The 18,969-nt window shown below is 39.7% G+C and carries 11 protein-coding genes; 10 read left to right on the forward strand and 1 reads right to left on the reverse strand.

What is annotated here, in order from left to right; translation table 11 throughout:
• Positions 1-4 precede the first annotated feature (4 nt).
• The 4 genes from GJU39_RS06605 to GJU39_RS06620 all read left to right on the forward strand — a co-directional run bounded on the left by GJU39_RS06605 (position 5) and on the right by GJU39_RS06620 (position 7,612).
• Positions 5-1,414, forward strand: a complete 1,410-nt coding sequence (locus tag GJU39_RS06605; RefSeq protein WP_167515658.1) for a RagB/SusD family nutrient uptake outer membrane protein — start codon at positions 5-7, stop codon at positions 1,412-1,414.
• A 52-nt stretch (positions 1,415-1,466) separates the two neighbouring features.
• Entirely contained in the window at positions 1,467-2,396 is a 930-nt protein-coding gene (locus tag GJU39_RS06610; protein ID WP_154279909.1) for an ABC transporter ATP-binding protein, read from the forward strand.
• A 76-nt stretch (positions 2,397-2,472) separates the two neighbouring features.
• Positions 2,473-4,761: a Gldg family protein gene (locus tag GJU39_RS06615; RefSeq protein ID WP_154279910.1), complete on the forward strand. Its 2,289-nt coding sequence runs from the start codon at positions 2,473-2,475 to the stop codon at positions 4,759-4,761.
• A gap of 67 nt (positions 4,762-4,828) precedes the next feature.
• Positions 4,829-7,612, forward strand: coding sequence for a M16 family metallopeptidase (locus GJU39_RS06620; RefSeq protein WP_154279911.1), 2,784 nt, complete (start codon positions 4,829-4,831; stop codon positions 7,610-7,612).
• Between the two features lie 362 nt (positions 7,613-7,974).
• On the opposite strand, the gene GJU39_RS24185 is transcribed toward GJU39_RS06620, so the two are convergent.
• A complete protein-coding gene (locus GJU39_RS24185; RefSeq protein WP_167515659.1) occupies positions 7,975-8,955 on the reverse strand; it encodes a helix-turn-helix domain-containing protein in 981 nt (326 codons plus the stop codon).
• A 183-nt stretch (positions 8,956-9,138) separates the two neighbouring features.
• Here GJU39_RS24185 and GJU39_RS06630 point away from each other — a divergent pair, with 183 nt between their 5' ends.
• The 6 genes from GJU39_RS06630 (at position 9,139) to GJU39_RS06655 (ending at position 18,722) form a co-directional block, all read left to right on the forward strand.
• Positions 9,139-9,798 (forward strand): class I SAM-dependent methyltransferase, encoded by a 660-nt coding sequence (locus tag GJU39_RS06630; protein WP_154279913.1) that lies wholly within the window; start codon positions 9,139-9,141, stop codon positions 9,796-9,798.
• Positions 9,799-10,421: 623 nt separating this feature from the next.
• Positions 10,422-13,730 (forward strand): SusC/RagA family TonB-linked outer membrane protein, encoded by a 3,309-nt coding sequence (locus tag GJU39_RS06635; RefSeq protein ID WP_154279914.1) that lies wholly within the window; start codon positions 10,422-10,424, stop codon positions 13,728-13,730.
• A 28-nt stretch (positions 13,731-13,758) separates the two neighbouring features.
• The gene (locus GJU39_RS06640; protein WP_154279915.1) at positions 13,759-15,537 is read left to right on the forward strand and encodes a RagB/SusD family nutrient uptake outer membrane protein; all 1,779 of its coding nucleotides are present in this window, start codon (positions 13,759-13,761) and stop codon (positions 15,535-15,537) included.
• Between the two features lie 23 nt (positions 15,538-15,560).
• Positions 15,561-16,400, forward strand: a complete 840-nt coding sequence (locus GJU39_RS06645) for an endonuclease/exonuclease/phosphatase family protein (RefSeq protein WP_154279916.1) — start codon at positions 15,561-15,563, stop codon at positions 16,398-16,400.
• Positions 16,401-16,779: 379 nt separating this feature from the next.
• Positions 16,780-17,529, forward strand: coding sequence for a helix-turn-helix domain-containing protein (locus tag GJU39_RS06650; RefSeq protein WP_154279917.1), 750 nt, complete (start codon positions 16,780-16,782; stop codon positions 17,527-17,529).
• Between the two features lie 23 nt (positions 17,530-17,552).
• Positions 17,553-18,722: an FAD-dependent oxidoreductase gene (locus GJU39_RS06655; protein ID WP_154279918.1), complete on the forward strand. Its 1,170-nt coding sequence runs from the start codon at positions 17,553-17,555 to the stop codon at positions 18,720-18,722.
• The last annotated feature ends 247 nt before the right edge of the window (positions 18,723-18,969 follow it).

An 18,969-nucleotide genomic window follows, 5' to 3' on the forward strand; every position in this document is an offset into this window, starting at 1 on the left:
GACCATGAACAATAAATTCTTTACTATAGCGCTAATTGCGGTGATGGTGTTTACAAGTACAAGCTGTAAAAAGTTATTAAACATTGATCCACCTAGCAATGAACGTCCTTCTTCGGTTGTTTTTGGATCTTCGGAAACAGCAATGGCTGCATTATCAGGTGCCTATTCGGGCATGACACAGTCGCAGACTTATAGCTTAAACCTCACCCTGATCAATGCGCTTGCCGCAGATGAAATGGTTTCCTTATCCGGAGCGACAAGATATAATGTACTTCAAAACAATACTTATGAAGCACAAACAAGCAGTTTAATATCCGATATCTGGGCGGATAGCTATACCAGCATCTATCAATTCAATAGTATTATTGCCGGATTAAATAATAACACTGTAGTACCCCAAACTTTGGCTAAACAAATTACCGGAGAAGCTTTAGCCATGCGGGCATATTGTTACATGCAACTGGCAAATCTTTTCGGAGATGTTCCGCTTGTACTTTCAACTGATATAACTGAAACCGCCTTACTTCCGAAAACACCTTTCGCAGCCGTATACGCGCAGATTATTCTGGACCTTAGGGCAGCAAAAGCCAATTTAGCAGAGGCCTATGTAACCAACGGATTATCAGGGAGCAGACTTCAGGTGAATAAAAGTGCAGCCAGCGCATTACTTGCAAAAGCATATCTGCAAGTAGGTAACTGGCAAAATGCCGTTACAAATGCCAGTGAAGTGATTGATCGCACTGATTTATATACTTTGTTGCCTGGCAATCAGCTTGGTAATGTATTTTTAGTAAACTCACGCGAAGCAATTTTACAGCTCGGCTCGGCGTTAAGTGCCACTTCAGGCTACACCAATGAGGGACAGGAATTTGTGAGCAGTCCGTCTTCTTTTTCAGTAAGGTTTAGCCTGACTCCAGCTTTGCTCCGTGCTTTTGAACCAGGAGACTTAAGGCGAACCGCATGGATTAAGGAGGTAACACTTAATGGTGTAACGGCGCAACAGCCTTTCAAATACCAAAATTACAATTTTGATTCGGCCACTCAGTCAACGCGAACAGAGGCGCCGACTGTTTTACGCCTGGCAGAAATGTATTTGCTGAGAGCAGAAGCAAATGTTGCTCTTGGAAATAATGCGAACGCAATAGCGGATTTAAACACTATTCGGTTGAGAGCGGGTATTTCTCCATTACCAGCTGGATCAGACTTAGCAGATGCAGTAGTAAAGGAGCGAAGGATAGAATTTTTTTGCGAGCGTGGCGACCGTTGGCTCAGCTTAAGAAGATCACGTACAATTGATGCTGTGATGGCCTTAGCAAAGCCCGGAACCTGGCGAAGTTTTGCGCAGTTGTATCCAATCCCTCAAACAGCTATTGATGCGAATCCAAATTTAACCCAAAATCAGGGCTACAGATAATTTACAAGTTTCGGTATTCTTTGCAGGCCAATGAAACAAAACCACAAATTTAATGGAAAACAATATTGTAAAGATTAATAATCTTTCGCACCGCTATGGCGCATCCTGGGCGATAGAAGATATCAATTTAGAAATCAGTGAGCTGGGTGTATTTGGTTTGCTGGGATCAAATGGTGCGGGGAAGTCTACTACCATGAATATCATGTGCGGGGTGCTGAATCAGACCCGGGGCTTAGTGAAAATAGGAGGGTATAACATGCAGGATGATCCCATATCGGCAAAGAAGCTGATCGGGTTTTTGCCTCAGAACGCCCCGCTTCATATGGAGCTTACCGTTCATGAATATCTTACGCAGTGTGCACATTTAAGGCTTATAGATAAAAAAGATGTGCCTTCTTCAGTTGATAAAGCGATGGCAAAATGTGGAGTCGCGCATTTTCGTAATCGTTTAATATCGAATCTTTCAGGAGGATACAAGCAGCGGGTGGGCATTGCACAGGCGATTATTCATGAACCAAAACTTGTGGTGCTGGATGAACCCACCAACGGATTAGATCCAAATCAAATTTTTGAGGTCCGAAAGTTGATCAGGGAAGTTGGAGAAGAAAAATGCGTGATCTTTTCTTCGCATATCCTTTCTGAAATTCAGGCAACCTGTAGTCAGATTAAAATGATTGATAATGGGAAAATGGTATTTTCTGACACCATGGATGCATTCAATAACTACATTCAGCCGGATAGTTTAGTCATGACGCTTTTAAATCCTCCGGCAATCAGCACGCTTCAAAATTTTGATGGGGTACAAAGTGTTGTGGCCATCAGTAGCACCCGTTTCAGAATCCATTTTGCCGATGTGCAAAGCATAACCGAACGTTTAATTCGGGCAAGTGTAGAATATGGCTGGCGGATGTCTGAAATTTCGCTTGAAAAAAGTTCACTGGATCAGATTTTTGCCCAACTGTCCAATCAGAAATCATCATAAGAAAAACATTGTACCTGCTGTGACTTTACTTCATGAAGTACGGGCGGCAGTTTGTACAAAGATAATTTGAAATAAAATGAAAAATATATTAAGGATTGCGAAGATAGAACTTAGCTTGCTATTTTATTCTCCTGTAGCCTGGATAGTTCTGCTTGTTTTCATCTTCCAGACGGGTTGGCTATATGCTTCCATGCTGGAGCGCATGGAACAGGCACAACAAATGGGACAGCAGGCAACTGATCTGACCAATATCATCTTTGCGGGTTTCCGGTCACTATTTCCTCAGGTGCAGGAATACCTGTATCTATATATTCCTTTACTTACCATGGGACTGATTAGCCGGGAAACCCACAGCGGGTCAATCAAGCTATTGTATTCTTCACCCATCAGAATGGTTGACATTGTTGGAGGAAAGTACCTGGCAATGATTATCTATTGCCTGATGCTGATGGGTTGTTTGCTTCTGTTAGGCGCAATTACCATGTTTACAGTTGAAAATGCAGATTTTTTATTCATTCTCTCGGGAATCATCGGGCTTTACCTGTTAATTTGTGCTTACTCTGCCATTGGTTTATTTATGTCTAGCCTTACCAGTTATCAGGTTGTGGCTGCCATTAGCACCCTTGTTGTTCTGGCAATGCTTAACTTCGTAGGCACCTTGTGGCAAGATATCAACTTTGTCAGGGATATCACTTACTTTTTGTCTATTAACGGAAGGGCAGAGGAATCGATTAATGGCCTGCTGTCTACCAATGATGTTTTTTATTTCCTGATCGTTATCGTGTTGTTTTTGGGTCTAACCTTATTAAAACTCCAGTTTGAGCGGCGAACGGTAAGTCTTTCAGCTAAAATGTTGAAGTATACCTTACTGGTAGTGAGTATGCTTTTATTGGGCTATTTAAGTTCCCGGCCTCAGCTCATTGCTTATGCTGATATGACGGCTAACCATCGCCGCACACTGACCCTGGAAAGTAGAAAGATAATTGCAAAGTTTGACGAGCCCGTTTCCATAACTACCTATGTAAACTTACTTGATGAAAACTATTACATGGGCCTTCCATCTTATCTAAACGCTGATAAGAAGAACTTCGACATGTATTTTCGTTATATGCCGTATATGCGTATGGATTATGTGCTTTATTGGGATCATTCCACAAATGAGCGGCTATATCAGGAAAATCCTGGCTTGAGCGATGAGCAATTAGCAAGAAAGGTTGCGAAGGCAAGTGATTTAGATTTTGAAACATTGCTTCGTCCGGAACAGATTGCTAAACGAATAGATCTTAAGCCAGAACGAAATAGAGTTGTCCGGGTGGTTGCTTATAAAGGAAAAAGCACCATGCTGAGAATCTTTGATGATTTATTCAAGACTCCATCTGAAAAAGAGATTTCTGCCGCACTGAAACGCCTGATTGTTAACCCGCCGCGGGTTGGCTTTTCAACAGGTCATCGCGAGCGAGACATTACCCGTTCCGGCGATCGTGACTACCAGGTTTCAACCAATGAAATTGCTTTTCGTTATTCACTCATTAATCAGGGCTTTGATGTGAAGCAAGTTAGTTTAGAAGATACTGCACTAATTAAACATGTTGACATTCTCGTATTGGCTGATGCCATCACCTCTTTAAATCCCAAAGAAATTAAAAATCTAACCAATTACATTGCTGCAGGTGGAAATATGCTTATCGCTGTTGAGCCAGGCAGTGCGGTGATTTCTAATCCGGTTCTTGCCTTGCTGAATACAAAACTTGCCCCTGGTATGCTCGTTCAGAAAAGTAAAAACTTTGATCCGTCATTTATATTGGGCGGGTTAGCGATAAAGAACTGGACCAAACTAGTTAAAAATAGCAGTTTTGTGAATAAAGATACTGCATTCGTGACTACACCAACGGCAGCCGTACTGGAGCAACTGCCGGGTAATCGTTTTGAAAATCTGCCTGTTCTGGTTACCCAGGCCGCAGATACCTGGCAGATTGATGGTTTAGCCGCAGACAAGACGAGTGAGTTAGTAGATCTACGAAAAAACGAGAATAAGAAATCTTTTCCTATTGCGTACGCATTGCGCCGTAAACAGTCTGGAACAGAACAACGCATGTTTATTATTGGGGATGCAGACTTTATGAGTAATGCGGAGATGGTGAGGACAAACCCTCGTGCCATTAATTTTACTTTCGTAACAGAACTCTTGGGATGGTTTAGCAAGGGGCAGTTTCCTATTGATACCACCCGTCCTCAACCAGTTGATAATCATATATTGGTGAGTGATGAGGAGATTAAATGGATAAAATGGGCCATGCTGGCTATTTTACCCGGGCTTATTGCCGTGTCTGTTTCCTTGATGCTGATATCCAGAAAGAGAAGGTAGGTGAATTTCCTGATCAAGCGATAGCTTGTAGATCAGAAATGGATGCTAACATAAAATATAAAGATTAATGACTAAAATAATCACATCAACAATATTGGCCCTGGTATGCTTTTATCAAATTGTACTAGGGCAAGAAGTAGCTATTACCAACGATCCAACTGTAAAAACAGGTGTTTTAAAAAACGGCTTTCGTTACTATTTAAAAAAGAATGCTACCCCTGCCGGACGTGCCACCTTATTCTTAGCCAATAAGGTAGGTTCAATCCTCGAGGAGGATAACGAACGCGGGATAGCTCATTTTATTGAGCATATGAATTTCAATGGAACAAAGCATTTTCCTAAAAATGAACTGATTAGTTACCTGGAGCTTGCAGGAGTTAAATTTGGTGCAGATCTGAATGCTTATACCGGCTTTAATGAAACTGTTTATCAATTGCCTATACCTACCGGAGATCCGAAATTGTGGGGTAATGCCATGCAAATCATGCGTGATTGGGCAGCGGATGCTACTATGAGTAAGAGTGAGTTTGAACGTGAAAGGGGAGTGATCCAGGAAGAAAGAAGACTCCGGACAAATACGGGTACCAAACTGGCAGAAGTTTACCGGCCTATCTTGTACAACCACTCCAGATTTGCAGCGCGAATGCCTATCGGGACGGATAATGTGGTATTGAGTGCTGATGTATCAATTGCCAGGAATTTCTATAAAAAATGGTACCGGCCTGATCTTCAGGCGTTAATTGTAGTAGGAGATATTGATGTAAATGCAGTAGAAAAGCAGATCAAGGACCTTTTTTCAGATCTCAAACCCGCTGATAAACCGGTTGCCCGCCCTGAATATAAGGTAAAGTTGAAGACAGAAAAGGATTTTATTAAGCTTAGTGAAGCACAGCTTGGTCAGGCTACTATTCAATTTTATTTCAAAAAAGAGGGGTTTACATTGACAAGCGAACGTGATTTTAAAAGAGAATTGACGGAAAAGTTAACAAATATGCTTCTTGCAAAAAGATTTCAAAAGGTGTATAGCGATGATTCTCCTGCCTATCTTGGTGCGAATGCATCCATCTCGCCACTGATCGCTAACATTGATGCGCTTAGCATGAGTGTAGTTTTGGATCCTGAAAAGGTTAACGCCGGTTTTATTGGTTTTTGGACTGAAGTAGAGCGGATTAAACGGTTTGGGTTTTCTGCAGAAGAGATTCGATCTGCCAGCGATCGGCTTGCCCGTTCCATGGAAATAGCTTTGTCTGAAAGTAGCAATGTGAAATCTGCTGATTATGCAGAAGCTTATCTCCAGCATTTTCTGAAAGGTGATGCTTACCTCACCATTGAGGAGCGAAACCGTTTAGTAAAGCTGAACATTAATGCCATTGATACGAAACAAATAGGTGAATATTTTCAAGAATACTTCAGCAGTGCAGATCAATCAATCATTGTACTTAGTCCGAAGGCAATTGAAGATAAGATGCCAGATCAGCAATTACTTAATGCCTGGATCAGCACTGTTGAAAAAATTGAGATCAAGCCTTATGAAAGGCAGAATGAACCTGATCAGCTGATTTCTCAATCTCCTCAGCCCGGGAAAATGATAAATGAAGATTCCATACCCTTGCTTGGAATGTACCACTGGCAACTGGCTAACGGGATGAACATTTATGCTAAGCCAACCAGCTTTAAAAATAATCAGGTACAATTTGCCGCTTTTAGCAAAGGCGGAACCTCTCTCTACAGCAATGCAGATTTTCCAACCGTTAAAAATGCAACCGCTTTTATCAAAAGCAGTGGCCTTGGCCAGTTTAACCCGAGTGAGATGGAAAGTATGCTCAATAAAAAAGCGGTTGAAGTGCAGCCTTATATCGGAGACAGATCTGAAGGGTTTGAAGGAATGAGTTCAACTGCAGATCTTAGGACGGCATTTGAAATGTTATACCTCTACCACACGAACCCAAGGTTAGACCCCAAAATATTTTCAAGGATAATTTCTCAGTCAAAATCAGCATTCAGAAATCGTACTCAAAATCCTGAACGTGCTTTGGCTGACACCGTCACTTACGTGTTATCCGGCTATAACGAACGAAGAAAACCTACCGGATTAGAAGATTTTGATAAAATTAAGGAGAACAGAATTCGCGAGATATTTCTGATGCGTTTTGCAAATCCAGGCGACTTTACTTATGTTTTCAGTGGAAATTTCAATGTTGATTCCCTTAAGAACCTGGTTTGCCAGTATTTAGGTAGTCTGCCTGTTGGGAGTGGCAAGGAGGAAGCAAAAGACCTTAAAATCCGGTATCCAAAGGGAAAGATCAGGAAAGATTTAAGGGGAAGGACAATTAATAAGGCAACGGTACAGCTTGTTCTGAGTGGGGAATATAATTATCAGGAGGAGAGCAACCTATATCTCGATTTATTACAATCTGCTATACAAATGAGGTTAACCAGCAGATTAAGGGAAGTAGAAAGTGGCGTTTATTCTCCGCAGGTTTCCGTTAGTAAATCAAAATTACCGATTAATTTCTTTGTTTTAAATATATCCTTTGATTGTGAGCCAGGAAGGGTTGAGCATTTGATTGCAGCTACTAATGATGAAATTTCTAAGCTGTCATCATCCGGATTAACTCATGATGAACTTAGAAAATTTGTGGCGGAACAAATTTTGGCTAATGATGTGGCTATGCAATCAAATGGGTTTTGGGTGGATTATGTACAATCAAAGCTGGAAGATAATGGTTCTTTACCGGATGTTCTTCAAACAAAAACCGCGTTAAAAAAGCTAACTATAGCAGAAGCCAACAAATTCAGTAAGAAATTTTTAAACAGGCAAAACGAGGCTATATTTACACTTCAGCCATAACCTTAATGTTGGGTACAAGAAATCAGGGAAGCTGCTGATACCGTAAATTATTATATAATAGCCAATCCTAAATTCTGAGGTCCAAAAAAAATAAATACCTGCAAATCAATAATTTGCAGGTATTTGTTTTTTTGGTGAATTAATATCAATTCCGACGGGCCTGAAGGCTATAGACCACAGAAATAAAGGTGATCTGGTATATCATAATGGCCACCATATGAGTGGGTAGTTCACCGCCTTAGCTTTAAAAGCCCTTACTTATTGATCGCCTACATTCGTTGACGAGATATTGTTAAGACAGTAGCGCTTGCAGGAATCTTACGCACCGGGATTAATCCTGACTTTATATAAATCCGCAGGTTTTATACTTTAAGCTTTCCAGGCGAAACTGCAAACTTTTTTCTGAAAGCATTGCCAAAATGCTGAACAGATGAGTATCCCAATTGAAATGCAACAGATTTTATAGAATGGCCTTCTAAGAGGAGCTCTTTGGCCTGGTTCAACTTGTGATCACTCACATAGGCAAATATACTTTTGTCAAACTGGTTCTTAAATCCCTGTTTCAATTTAAATTCATTAATGCCACATAACTTGACAAGTTGCGCCATGCCTGGTGGCTCATTAATATTCTCGATCAGATAATCTCTTGCCGCATAAATGCAGTTTATATCATAGGCAGATAAATGCAGTAAATTGTTGTTTTTGGTCACTGATTTTTCAAATGCTTCCGCCTGAAGCACAAGTAATTCTGTACATTTAGACTCAATAAACAAAAGTTTTAATTTTCCGGTATAGCTACAGTGGATAATTTCATGGATGCAGTTCTGCATCGCCCAGGAGATCGGCAGGCTTTGCTTGTGGATCTGTGCAAACTGCCCACCATCCAGCCGGTCTGCTAAAACCTGCAGGAGACCGCTGGAATTCTCAGCGATTTGTAGAAATTTTTCTTTGGTAAAATGCACTTCAAAGAACCGGTAGTTGCAGGTCGTATCATATTCACCAGTGCCCTCAAGCTCGGGCATATAAATGATGTTCTGCTGGTTGGAACGAAATAGATATTGTTGTTTATTGACCTGATTGTAAATGTTACCACTGCCAGACAGGGTAAAGCGTAATTTGACCATATCTGGCACATTGCCATCCGGACGAAAATGCAGCTGATGTTGTTTGAACAAACTATCGGTGTATACAATATATAAGTCTCTGGTATTGATCTGAAACACTTCAGCGTCACTAAAGGAAAAATTATATCTGTCTCTTCTCTCTTTAAGGTAGTTTTCTTGCCGGGGAAGCTTTTTAAAGCTACCTCCTACCTCTTTCCAGCTGTCTTGGCTTTTGCTCACATTAATTCCCATAATTACAATTATGACAAAAAAAACGAAACTATAACAGACGATTTTAAAAATTTACATTTCTTGTAAAAGAAAATCCCTTTTTTGTAAATCCCGTTACCTGCTATTAATCAATTTTGCAGCAAACCGCCATCAGTTCAAACCACTAATGTATAAGTGCAGAATTAATAAATAATGACAGAGACACAAATAACTTATAAAAAAGCAGGCAATAAAATGTGCGTCCCTATTCAGATGAAAGAAAAAGAATCAGGACATGAGATGATGCTACCTTTAAATGATGCAGCTTTTATCCTAGTAGAACAATTAAAGCTGGCAGATCATTCTTTCGTACTGGAATTGGGCTTTAAAAATACTTCACATCTGAAATATCTTCTAAACAAGGGAAAAAAAATCAGTTACTATGGGATTGGTTCTGAAGTGCAGGTGAGGGAAGCCGAATCGAAACTGAACTTAAAAATAAAAGAAGGCGCCGCAAAGTTTCTGCCTGAAGAAGAAAATGGTAATCTAAATTTTGAAAACGGCTTTTTTGATTGCTGCATAACAGTCAATACCATTTACTTCTGGAAGAATCCAATGTATTATTTTGAGCAAATTTACCGCGTATTGAGAACAGGAGGGATATTTACGCTCGCGTTTGTTGAAAAAGAATTTGGTGCAGACCTGCCCTGGACACAGGCTGATTTTAATTTTTACGATATTAATGAAGTGAAAGCCCTTTTCCGAAAATCAGGCTTTATAAATATTGATCCCACGCCACTCACAGAGCAGATAAAAGGAAGGGATGACAAAGAAAGAACAAGACCTTTTTGGATTGTAACCGGGCTGAAATAGGTCGCTGTTCGTTTTTAACCGGTCGTTTATAAACTACTTTTCATCAGCACATATTTTCAGATCCTTAAAAAACACGCGTTAAATTTAATGACGATCTGATCACTTAGGCAGGCATTATTATTAGAAAAGGATTCCGGATGTCTAAATAAGCAGTAACCCAAAAAGTTCACTTCTCTGTTTTCTTTAATCTTAACAATATCTAAGCTGGCTTCTTCAACTTAAGTTTAAATGCATATAATATTTATCATCTTAAAGGCTTCTAATGGGGATAACTATCAGGTTGGTACCTATTTTAGAGCAGTACTTAGCTAATGAACTTTCAACATTTTCGTCTGTAAAGATATAAACATCAACTCCCTATATAACAGGATTTTTTCTCCTTCACGAAAAAGCGTTTTAAATTCAATCTAACTTGTTCACGTGATGGAGTTATCAAAATTGCTTTGTATAAATGGGCACGATCCGGCCTAAATAGTTGGTGTTACCTTTTGGCCAACTCGAGTTTATATGTTAAAATAATTTAACACAGTCTTCACATTAGTGATTTAGTTTTGCCCAAACCTTAAAGTAACACAAGGCCAATTGGTAAAACGATTTACTGGTCTGTAATAATTATTCCATCAATGAAAAAAAATCTACTTTTAAAGCAGAAGATAGTTGTCTGTGCTTCATTGGCATGCTTGCTTACCGGTACAGTCACTGCACCGACATTAGCTGCAGCTAATTTTGACAGTACACGCTCTGTCTATGAAAATCAGGAAACCGGAACCATCACGGGTAAAATTGTCGATGAAAACGGCTTGCCTCTTCCAGGGGCCAGTGTCCTGATTAAAGAATTAAATAAGTCTGTTCAGAGTAATTTGGATGGAGGTTTTAGCATTTCTGTGCCAGTTGGCACCTATAATGTGATGGTTAGTTTTATTTCTTACACGAGTGTAACCTTAAACAAAATTCTGGTTAAATCAGGTGAAAATACGCCGTTAAACATCACCTTAAAAGGCGAAACAGGTACCTTAAATGAGGTTCTTGTGGTAGGTTATGGTACGCAAAAAAGAGAAAATGCAACAGGTGCTGTAGATCAGATTACTGCGAAGAGCATAGAAAACAGACCAATCACCAATTTAACGCAAGGCCTTCAGGGTTTACTTCCCAATTTAAATCTTAAAATGATGGATGGTAAACCAACGCAGTCACCAAGCTATAACATCAGGGGAACGACTTCAATCGGGCAGGGTGGTAGCGCTTTAATTCTTATTGATGGGTTTGAAGGTGATCCGAGTCTGCTCAATCCAAATGATGTAGAAAGTGTTTCTATTCTAAAGGATGCTGCATCGGCTGCTATTTACGGTGCAAGAGGTGTATTTGGTGTGGTATTGATCACCACCAAAAAGGCTGAAAAAGGGCGTACAAATGTCTCTTACTCGAGCAATTATGCCATAAAAAGCCCCCTGCAGGTGCCGGATTTTGTTACTGACGGTTATACCTGGGCAAAAATGTTCTCAGAGGCTTTTGTAAACGGTGACGGTGCTTTCCCTCAAAATGCCAATAAAACGCAAAAATTTTCACAGGCTTATCTTGATGAATTTAAAAGACGGGTAGAATCCGGTCAGCCTTATAATGAGATCGAGGTAAACCCGACAACCGGAGAATACACTTATTACGGCAGTACGGATTATTATGCGGAATTGTACAAGAAAAATACAGCAGCATTTGAAAATAACCTTTCCGTTAGTGGCGGTAGTGATAAAGCATCATTTTTAGTGTCAGGACGGTTTTTAGAACAAGATGGTTTGTTTAGACATAATAGTGATGATTACGATATGAAAAATATCCGGGCCAGGGGGTCGGTTCAAGTATTTCCCTGGCTGAGTATCGAAAATAATGCAGACTACTCAATCATGAATTACCATAATCCGATTAATGTGGGCGAGGGAGGCGGCATATGGAGAAATATTGCTGATGAGGGGAAACCTACGATGCCAATATATAATCCTGATGGCTCGTTAACATTTGCATCTGCATACACAGTCGGCGATTTTATTTATGGTAAAAATGGAATTGATACAAAGCGTTCTGTTTTCAGAAACATTACAGGTTTAAGAAGTAACTTTTTCAATAACAAGTTTAGGGTGAATGTAGATTTCACTTTCCGGAATACCAATAACGATCGGGAGCAGAGAAGAGTGCAGGTTCCTTATAGCAGTACCAGGGGGGTAACCGCTTTTGTAGGCACAACAACCAATGATTTATTATTCGATTTGCGGGAAACCAACTATTTGGCCACAAATATTTATGCAGAGTTTGAGAATCGCTTTGGAACGGATCACTACCTCAAGGCTATGGCAGGCTATAATTATGAGCAATCCACTTATAATAGGGTAGCTGTACAAAGAAATGGAATAATCTTTGAAGATGCGACAGACCTTAATCTCGCTTTGGGGCAGTCTATTACAACAGGAGGAGGGTATGAACAATGGGCTATTCTAGGAGGATTCTCCCGATTAAATTATTCCTTCAAAGATCGCTATCTGGTAGAAGTTAACGCCCGATATGATGGCTCATCTAAGTTCCCTTCAGATCAGCGTTATGGATTTTTTCCATCCGTTTCGGCAGGTTGGAGAGTTAATAAAGAATCTTTCTGGAATGTATCCGATAAACTCATTTCCGATTTAAAGCTGAGGGCTTCTTATGGTTCACTTGGAAACGGTAATATCGATTCCTATGCTTTTCAGGAGATATTCAATGTTAGTCAGTCTGGGGTAATTCTAAATGGTGTCCGTCCACAAACTACCCGCAATCCTGCAGTGCTTCCAAATGGTTTAACCTGGGAAACTTCCACAACATCAAATTTTGGTCTTGATTTAACCATGCTTTCAGGGCGATTGAGCTTTACCGGAGATGCCTACATTCGTAAAACGACTGATATGTTTACTTTGGGGCTCACCCCACCAGCTGTATTTGGCGCTACGGTTCCAAAAGGTAATTATGCTGATTTAACTACCCGTGGCTGGGAACTTTCTTTAACCTGGAATGATAAGTTTGGAAATGCCGATAAGCCATTCAGCTACAATGTTCGATTAACTTTGTCTGATAGCAAGACTAAAATAGATAAGTATAATAATCCTGATAAGTTGTTAAGCGATTACTACGAAGGACAAACATTGGGCGAGATATGGGGCTATGAAACCGAGGGCTTTTTTATTGATGCAGCCGATATTGCTGCTCATGCCAAACAAGATCCTCAAATGCGGGCATCGCCTACAGGTCAATGGTTTCCGGGTGATATCAAATTGAAAGATTTGAATGGAGATGGGCTGATCAATGTTGGAGAAAATAAAGCAGGCAAATCAGGTGATAGAAGAATCATCGGAAATTCTGCACCCCGCTATCTGTATGGAATTAATCTGGGCGCAAACTGGCACAGTTTCTCGTTTGCTGTTTTTCTTCAGGGAGTTGGAAAACAACAATGGTATCCAAGTACAGAAACAGAAATGTTTTGGGGGCAATACAACAGGCCGTACAACAATATCCCAACATTTCATTTAGGTAACATGTGGACTCCGACTAACACTGATGCTTATTTTCCACGAACCATGTCAAGAGCTGCGTCTAATAATACAAATCGAACATTGGGTGTAGCACAAACCCGTTACCTACAGGATGTTGCTTATTTACGTATGAAAAATATTCAGGTTGGATACACTTTGCCTGCCAAATGGATGAACAAAATTGGTGCTCGCACTGCGAAGGTATTTTTCTCCGGTGAAAACTTATTTACCTATTCACCAATGTATAAAATTGTGAAAAATACAATTGATGTAGAAAATGCAGTGCCATCAGATCAGGATTTAAATGCAGATAGCAAAAATGGGGACGGTTATAATTATCCTTTGATGAAGAGTTTCTCTCTTGGCTTGAACGTTGGATTTTAACCTTTGACAAACAGATAATTAGATTAACATGAAAAAACAATATATATGGGCGGTACTGGCTTGTCTATCTTTGGCAGCTTGCAAAAAGTTAGATCAGAAACCTGAATCTACAGCCACAAGACAAGCTGTTTTTGGTACCGAAAACGGATTAAAGCTTTACACTAATTCCTTTTATGGAATGGACTTTTTGCCAAAAAACTCAACCAGCATGGATGCCATGTCAGATTATCTGGCCGTGCGCTCCGTTCAGGATTTTATTCGTGAGGGTGGTTATGGCGCTAGCAACAGTTCTGGCTGGAGTTGGGAAGATTTGCGTAACATTAATTACTTTATTCAAAATTGCAATGATCCTGCCGTACCCGCTTCGGTACGCAATAATTATTTGGGCATAGCCCGCTATTTCCGGGCTTATTTTTATATGGAGAAGGTAAAGCGGTTCGGAGATGTACCCTGGATTGGAAAAGCACAGGATATTGATGATCCAACTTTAAATGCTGGTCGTGATAGTAGGGCATTGGTTATGGATTCTGTCCTGGCTGATATCAACTTTGCCTGTGCTAATATTCAGTCCACTAATGATGCCAGTAGAACCACAATTACCAAGTGGGTAGCCCATGCTTATAAATCCAGGATTTGCTTATTTGAAGGCACCTTTAGAAAATATCATACTGAATTAAATCTGGGTGGTACAGCAAACAGATGGCTGGAAGAGGCGGCATCTGCTGCAGATGCGGTGATTAAACAAGGTGGTTATTCCCTTAATACTGCAGGAGGACCAGGCGTTTCGTACAGGCAGGTTTTTACCAGTAATGCACCGGTCGCTGGTGAAGTTTTGCAAGCCGCAGTTGCCGATATTAATCTTGGAGTTTTGAACGAGGCAAACTGGTGGTGGACAAGTGGAACCTATGGCGCAAAGGCCAGTTTTACGCGTACCTTCATTAATACCTATTTAAAATTAGATGGAACGCCATTTACCAATGATCCTGTATACAGAACGATGGTATTCAAAGACGAGGTTAAAAATAGGGATTTGAGACTGAAACAAACCATTCGTCTGGGTGATTATAAACGTATCAGTGGTGGTCAACAAGTTCCTGCGCCTCCGGTTTTCTCTTATACTTTTACAGGTTATCAACCAATTAAATGGACGTTGGATGATGTTTATTTTGATGCAGGAGCTTTAAATACCAACTCAATTGCCTTATTCCGATATGCTGAGGTTTTATTAAACTATGCTGAAGCTAAGGCTGAGCTGGGTACGTTAACAGATGCAGATTGGGCATTGTCAGTAGGTGCTTTAAGGTCTAGAGCTGGTATTACCGGAGGCCTGAGTTTAAAACCAACTGTTGCTGATCCTTATTTGACCACAAATTATTTTCCTGGAATAAGTGATGCTGCCTTATTAGAGATCAGAAGAGAGCGTGGTATTGAGTTAAGCCTGGAAGGACTTCGTTTTGCTGATTTGCTAAGATGGAAACGTGGTACGCTAATGGAGCAAGAGTGGAATGGTTTTTATGTTCCGGCATTGAATACGCCCATGGACTTAAACGAGGATGGTATTCTGGACGTTGCTTTTTATCAGGGAACAAGGCCAAATCCTGGCGCTGCTGGTGTAACATATGTTGATGTTTCGGCGACAGTTGGTAATAATATAAACTCACAATTACTGAAAAATGGCAGTTCTGGTGAGTTAACCTGGATGAAGGAAATTCCAAGAAAATGGAATGAAAGAAATTATTATTATCCTATTCCATTAAATGATCTTCAGCGTAATCCTAATCTTAAACAGAATCCTGGCTGGGAATAATGTCAAATTCAAATAATATAAATATGAAACTAAGAAAATATTTTGTTCTGGCGATGTTGTTTTTAGCAGCAATTGGAGCAAATGCACAAAAGATTACCATCGGAACTTTCAATATACGCTATGCTAATGCAAACGATACAGGTAACATGTGGGTAGATCGTGCGCCGATTGTATCCAGTCTTATTCGTTTTCATGAATTTGATGTTTTGGGCTTGCAGGAAGCTTTGAAGAATCAGCTGGTTGATATTAGTGCAGCATTACCTGAATATGCATGCTATGGTAAAGGCCGGGATGATGGAAAGGATGGAGGTGAACATTCAGCCATTCTTTATAAGAAAGATCGTTTCAAACTTATAAAAAGCGGCGATTTTTGGTTATCTGAAACACCGGATAAACCGGGCAAAGGCTGGGATGCAACCTGCTGTAACCGGATTTGCTCATGGGTTTATTTAGCGGACATCAAGACGAAAAAGCAGTTTTATACCTTTAATGTTCACTACGATCATCAGGGTAAAGTTGCCCGCCATGAAAGTAGTATATTAATGCTGAAAAAAATCAAGGAAATTGCCGGTTCCTCTCCGGTACTTTTAACGGGTGATCTTAATGGTAACCGTGAAAGTGAATGGTACCAGACCCTTGCCGCCTCTGGTCAGATAACTGATGCATTTACAAGAGTCAAATTTCCTTATGCCAACAATTCTTCCGCAAATGCCTTTAAAACTCCAAGAGGGAAGGCGGTGATTGATCATGTTTTTACTTCTAAACAGTTCTTGCCAACCAGATGGGGAATTTTAACCGATACTTATTTTGGTAAATATCCGTCAGATCATTTCCCTGTTTTGGTTGATGTAGAGCTAAATTAATAGATTTGACGAAGTACATATGGAGATATTAAGGGTTTCTTGAGGAAAGATCAAGGAACCCTCATCTTGTACCGTATCATAATTAACGTTCGTTTTAAGCTTCCTTGCTTTGCTAATCAGTTAAATACGCATTATTCCTAAGATATATATACACTAAGCTGTTTGATGAGTTTATCTATCTGTGTACATTCAATTGGATAGTGTCTATTATTTACCAACAATTTTGCCTATAACATATCCTTCTTTTTGAGACATTTATTTTGCGCTTTGCCGTACACCTCCATTGATATAAAGTGATTTGATCAATTTAGAGACTGATATAGTTTTGTATATTTGAGCTAAATGGGTCATTTATGCACTGTTATTTTACAATAGTAAAATGAAAGAGATGTTAAATTTTCAACTGATTGAACCTGATCAAGCTCTTATTGATTTTGTATACTGTTTTTCTTCTTTGCAAAATTTCTCAATTCAACAGGAGGCCGTAATCATTCCTAATGGAAGAATTGATTTGATTTTTTCCAAAACGGAAGGCAATCTACTCCGTATTGCACTACTGGGTTTAGAAACTAAACCAAAGTACACGAGCCAGGAAGTTACAAACATGTATTCAGTAAGCTTTAATCCACTTGCTGTTGAATATCTCCTGGGGCAGTCTGTGGCAGAAATAATCAATAAAGGGAAATTATTGCCGGATAATTTCTGGGATTTTAACATTGAAGACTTAAATAACTTCAAAAGTTTTTGCGAAAAAATGTCAGCGAAAATTTATTCCCTTTTACCGCAAGAAATTGATGAACGCAAGAAAAAGTTATTCCAGTTGATTTTTTCTTCAAATGGTGAAATTTCAATCCAGGAACTTTCCGGGAAAGTGTTTTGGAGCCAGCGGCAAATCAATCGTTATTTTAATCAGCAATTTGGCCTGTCAGTAAAAGCATATTGCAAAATACTCCGTTTTCAAGCCTCGCTTCCTCATATTAAAAAAGGGAAGCTAAATCCACAGCTTAATTTTACAGATCAGTCTCATTTTATAAAAGAAATTAAACAATTTTCCGGCGTTTCACCAAAGGAGTTATACCGAAACAAAAACGACCGTTTTTTACAATTTTTGGTTTATGAAGAGAAGTAATTTTGCTTCATAAAATTAAAAGAATGTTGTTGAAAAATAAAAAAATAGCCATTGTAGGTGGTGGTCCGGGTGGATTAATCCTGGCAAGACTCTTACAACTCAAAAACCTGAATGTGAAAGTGTATGAGCGGGATGTAGATAAAAACGCAAGGGTACAAGGATCACCTCTCGATTTGCACGAAAATGCTGGATTGGCAGCCTTAAAAAGGGCAGGTCTGTTGGACGATTTCAAAAAAAATTATATGCCTGGCGCCGACAAAACTACGATTACCAATGAAAGGGCGGAGGTAATTTTTAGCGATCATGAAAATAATGAAATTCAATATTTTGAGAATGAACAATTCCGGCCAGAAATAGATAGGGGAGCATTAAGGAAAATATTATTGGACTCATTGCAGTCAGCTAGTATAGTCTGGGATAGTCACTTTCTATCAATGGAGAAACAAGGAGAGGGGTGGCTATTACATTTTAAAGGTGGAAAAAGTAGCTATGCAGACCTCGTGATAGGAGCAGATGGAGCCAATTCAAAGATCAGGCCTTACCTCACCGACATTAAAACATTTTATTCGGGTATTACCATGCTTGAAGGTAATGTACATGAAGCTGAAAAATATGTGCCGCAAATTTCTGCAATACTTCGTGGTGGAAAAATAATGGCTTTTGGAAATGAAAAAAATATTTTGATGGGACAAAAAGCAAATGGAGAGGTTGGGTTTTATGCAAGTTTCAAAGCAGAAGAAAACTGGGCAGCGAAAAGTGGTTTAGATTTTTCTAATCCCACACAAATGCTAAGTTGGTTTAAAACAGCATATGCAGAGTGGAGTGATGCCTGGCATGAGTTGTTCGAAAATGCGGCTACACCCTTTATTCCACGGCCTGTAAATTGTATGCCTTTAAACCAGGCTTGGAACGCCCTCCCTAACCTGACCATTATTGGTGATGCAGCCCACGTAATGCCACCATTTGCCGGGGAGGGTGTAAATATGGCAATGTTAGATGCGTTGGAACTGAGCGAATGTTTAGCTAATAACCAACATCAATCTATTAAAGAGGCGATTTCGTTTTATGAAAGAAATATGCAGCACCGGGCTGCTCTGGCAGCAAAAGAATCGCTGGAAAATGGCGAAAAAATGCACAATCAAAATGCATTAAATACAATGATCGAGTTTTTTAGTGGAAACAAAAGTGAATAGCAGCAATGGTTATTAAAATGACCCGGCAGAGTTTATTCAATTAATTTTATAGGATTATTTTTAGATTTGATTATTAAATGGAACTATACTAATCATACCTATCCAACCAAATATGGAAAATCTGCGGATTTCCAGAGCCGGTTTTTATCTGGTGAGATTCGTGCCGCATATGCCAAAGCTCATATAGAAGAACCTCTTTTTTGAAATCAACTATAGGGCAGGTGATCGCACCTGCCCTTTTTGTAGT

It is taken from the genome of Pedobacter petrophilus, assembly GCF_009674725.1.
GTDB classification, from domain to species: Bacteria; Bacteroidota; Bacteroidia; order Sphingobacteriales; family Sphingobacteriaceae; genus Pedobacter; species Pedobacter petrophilus.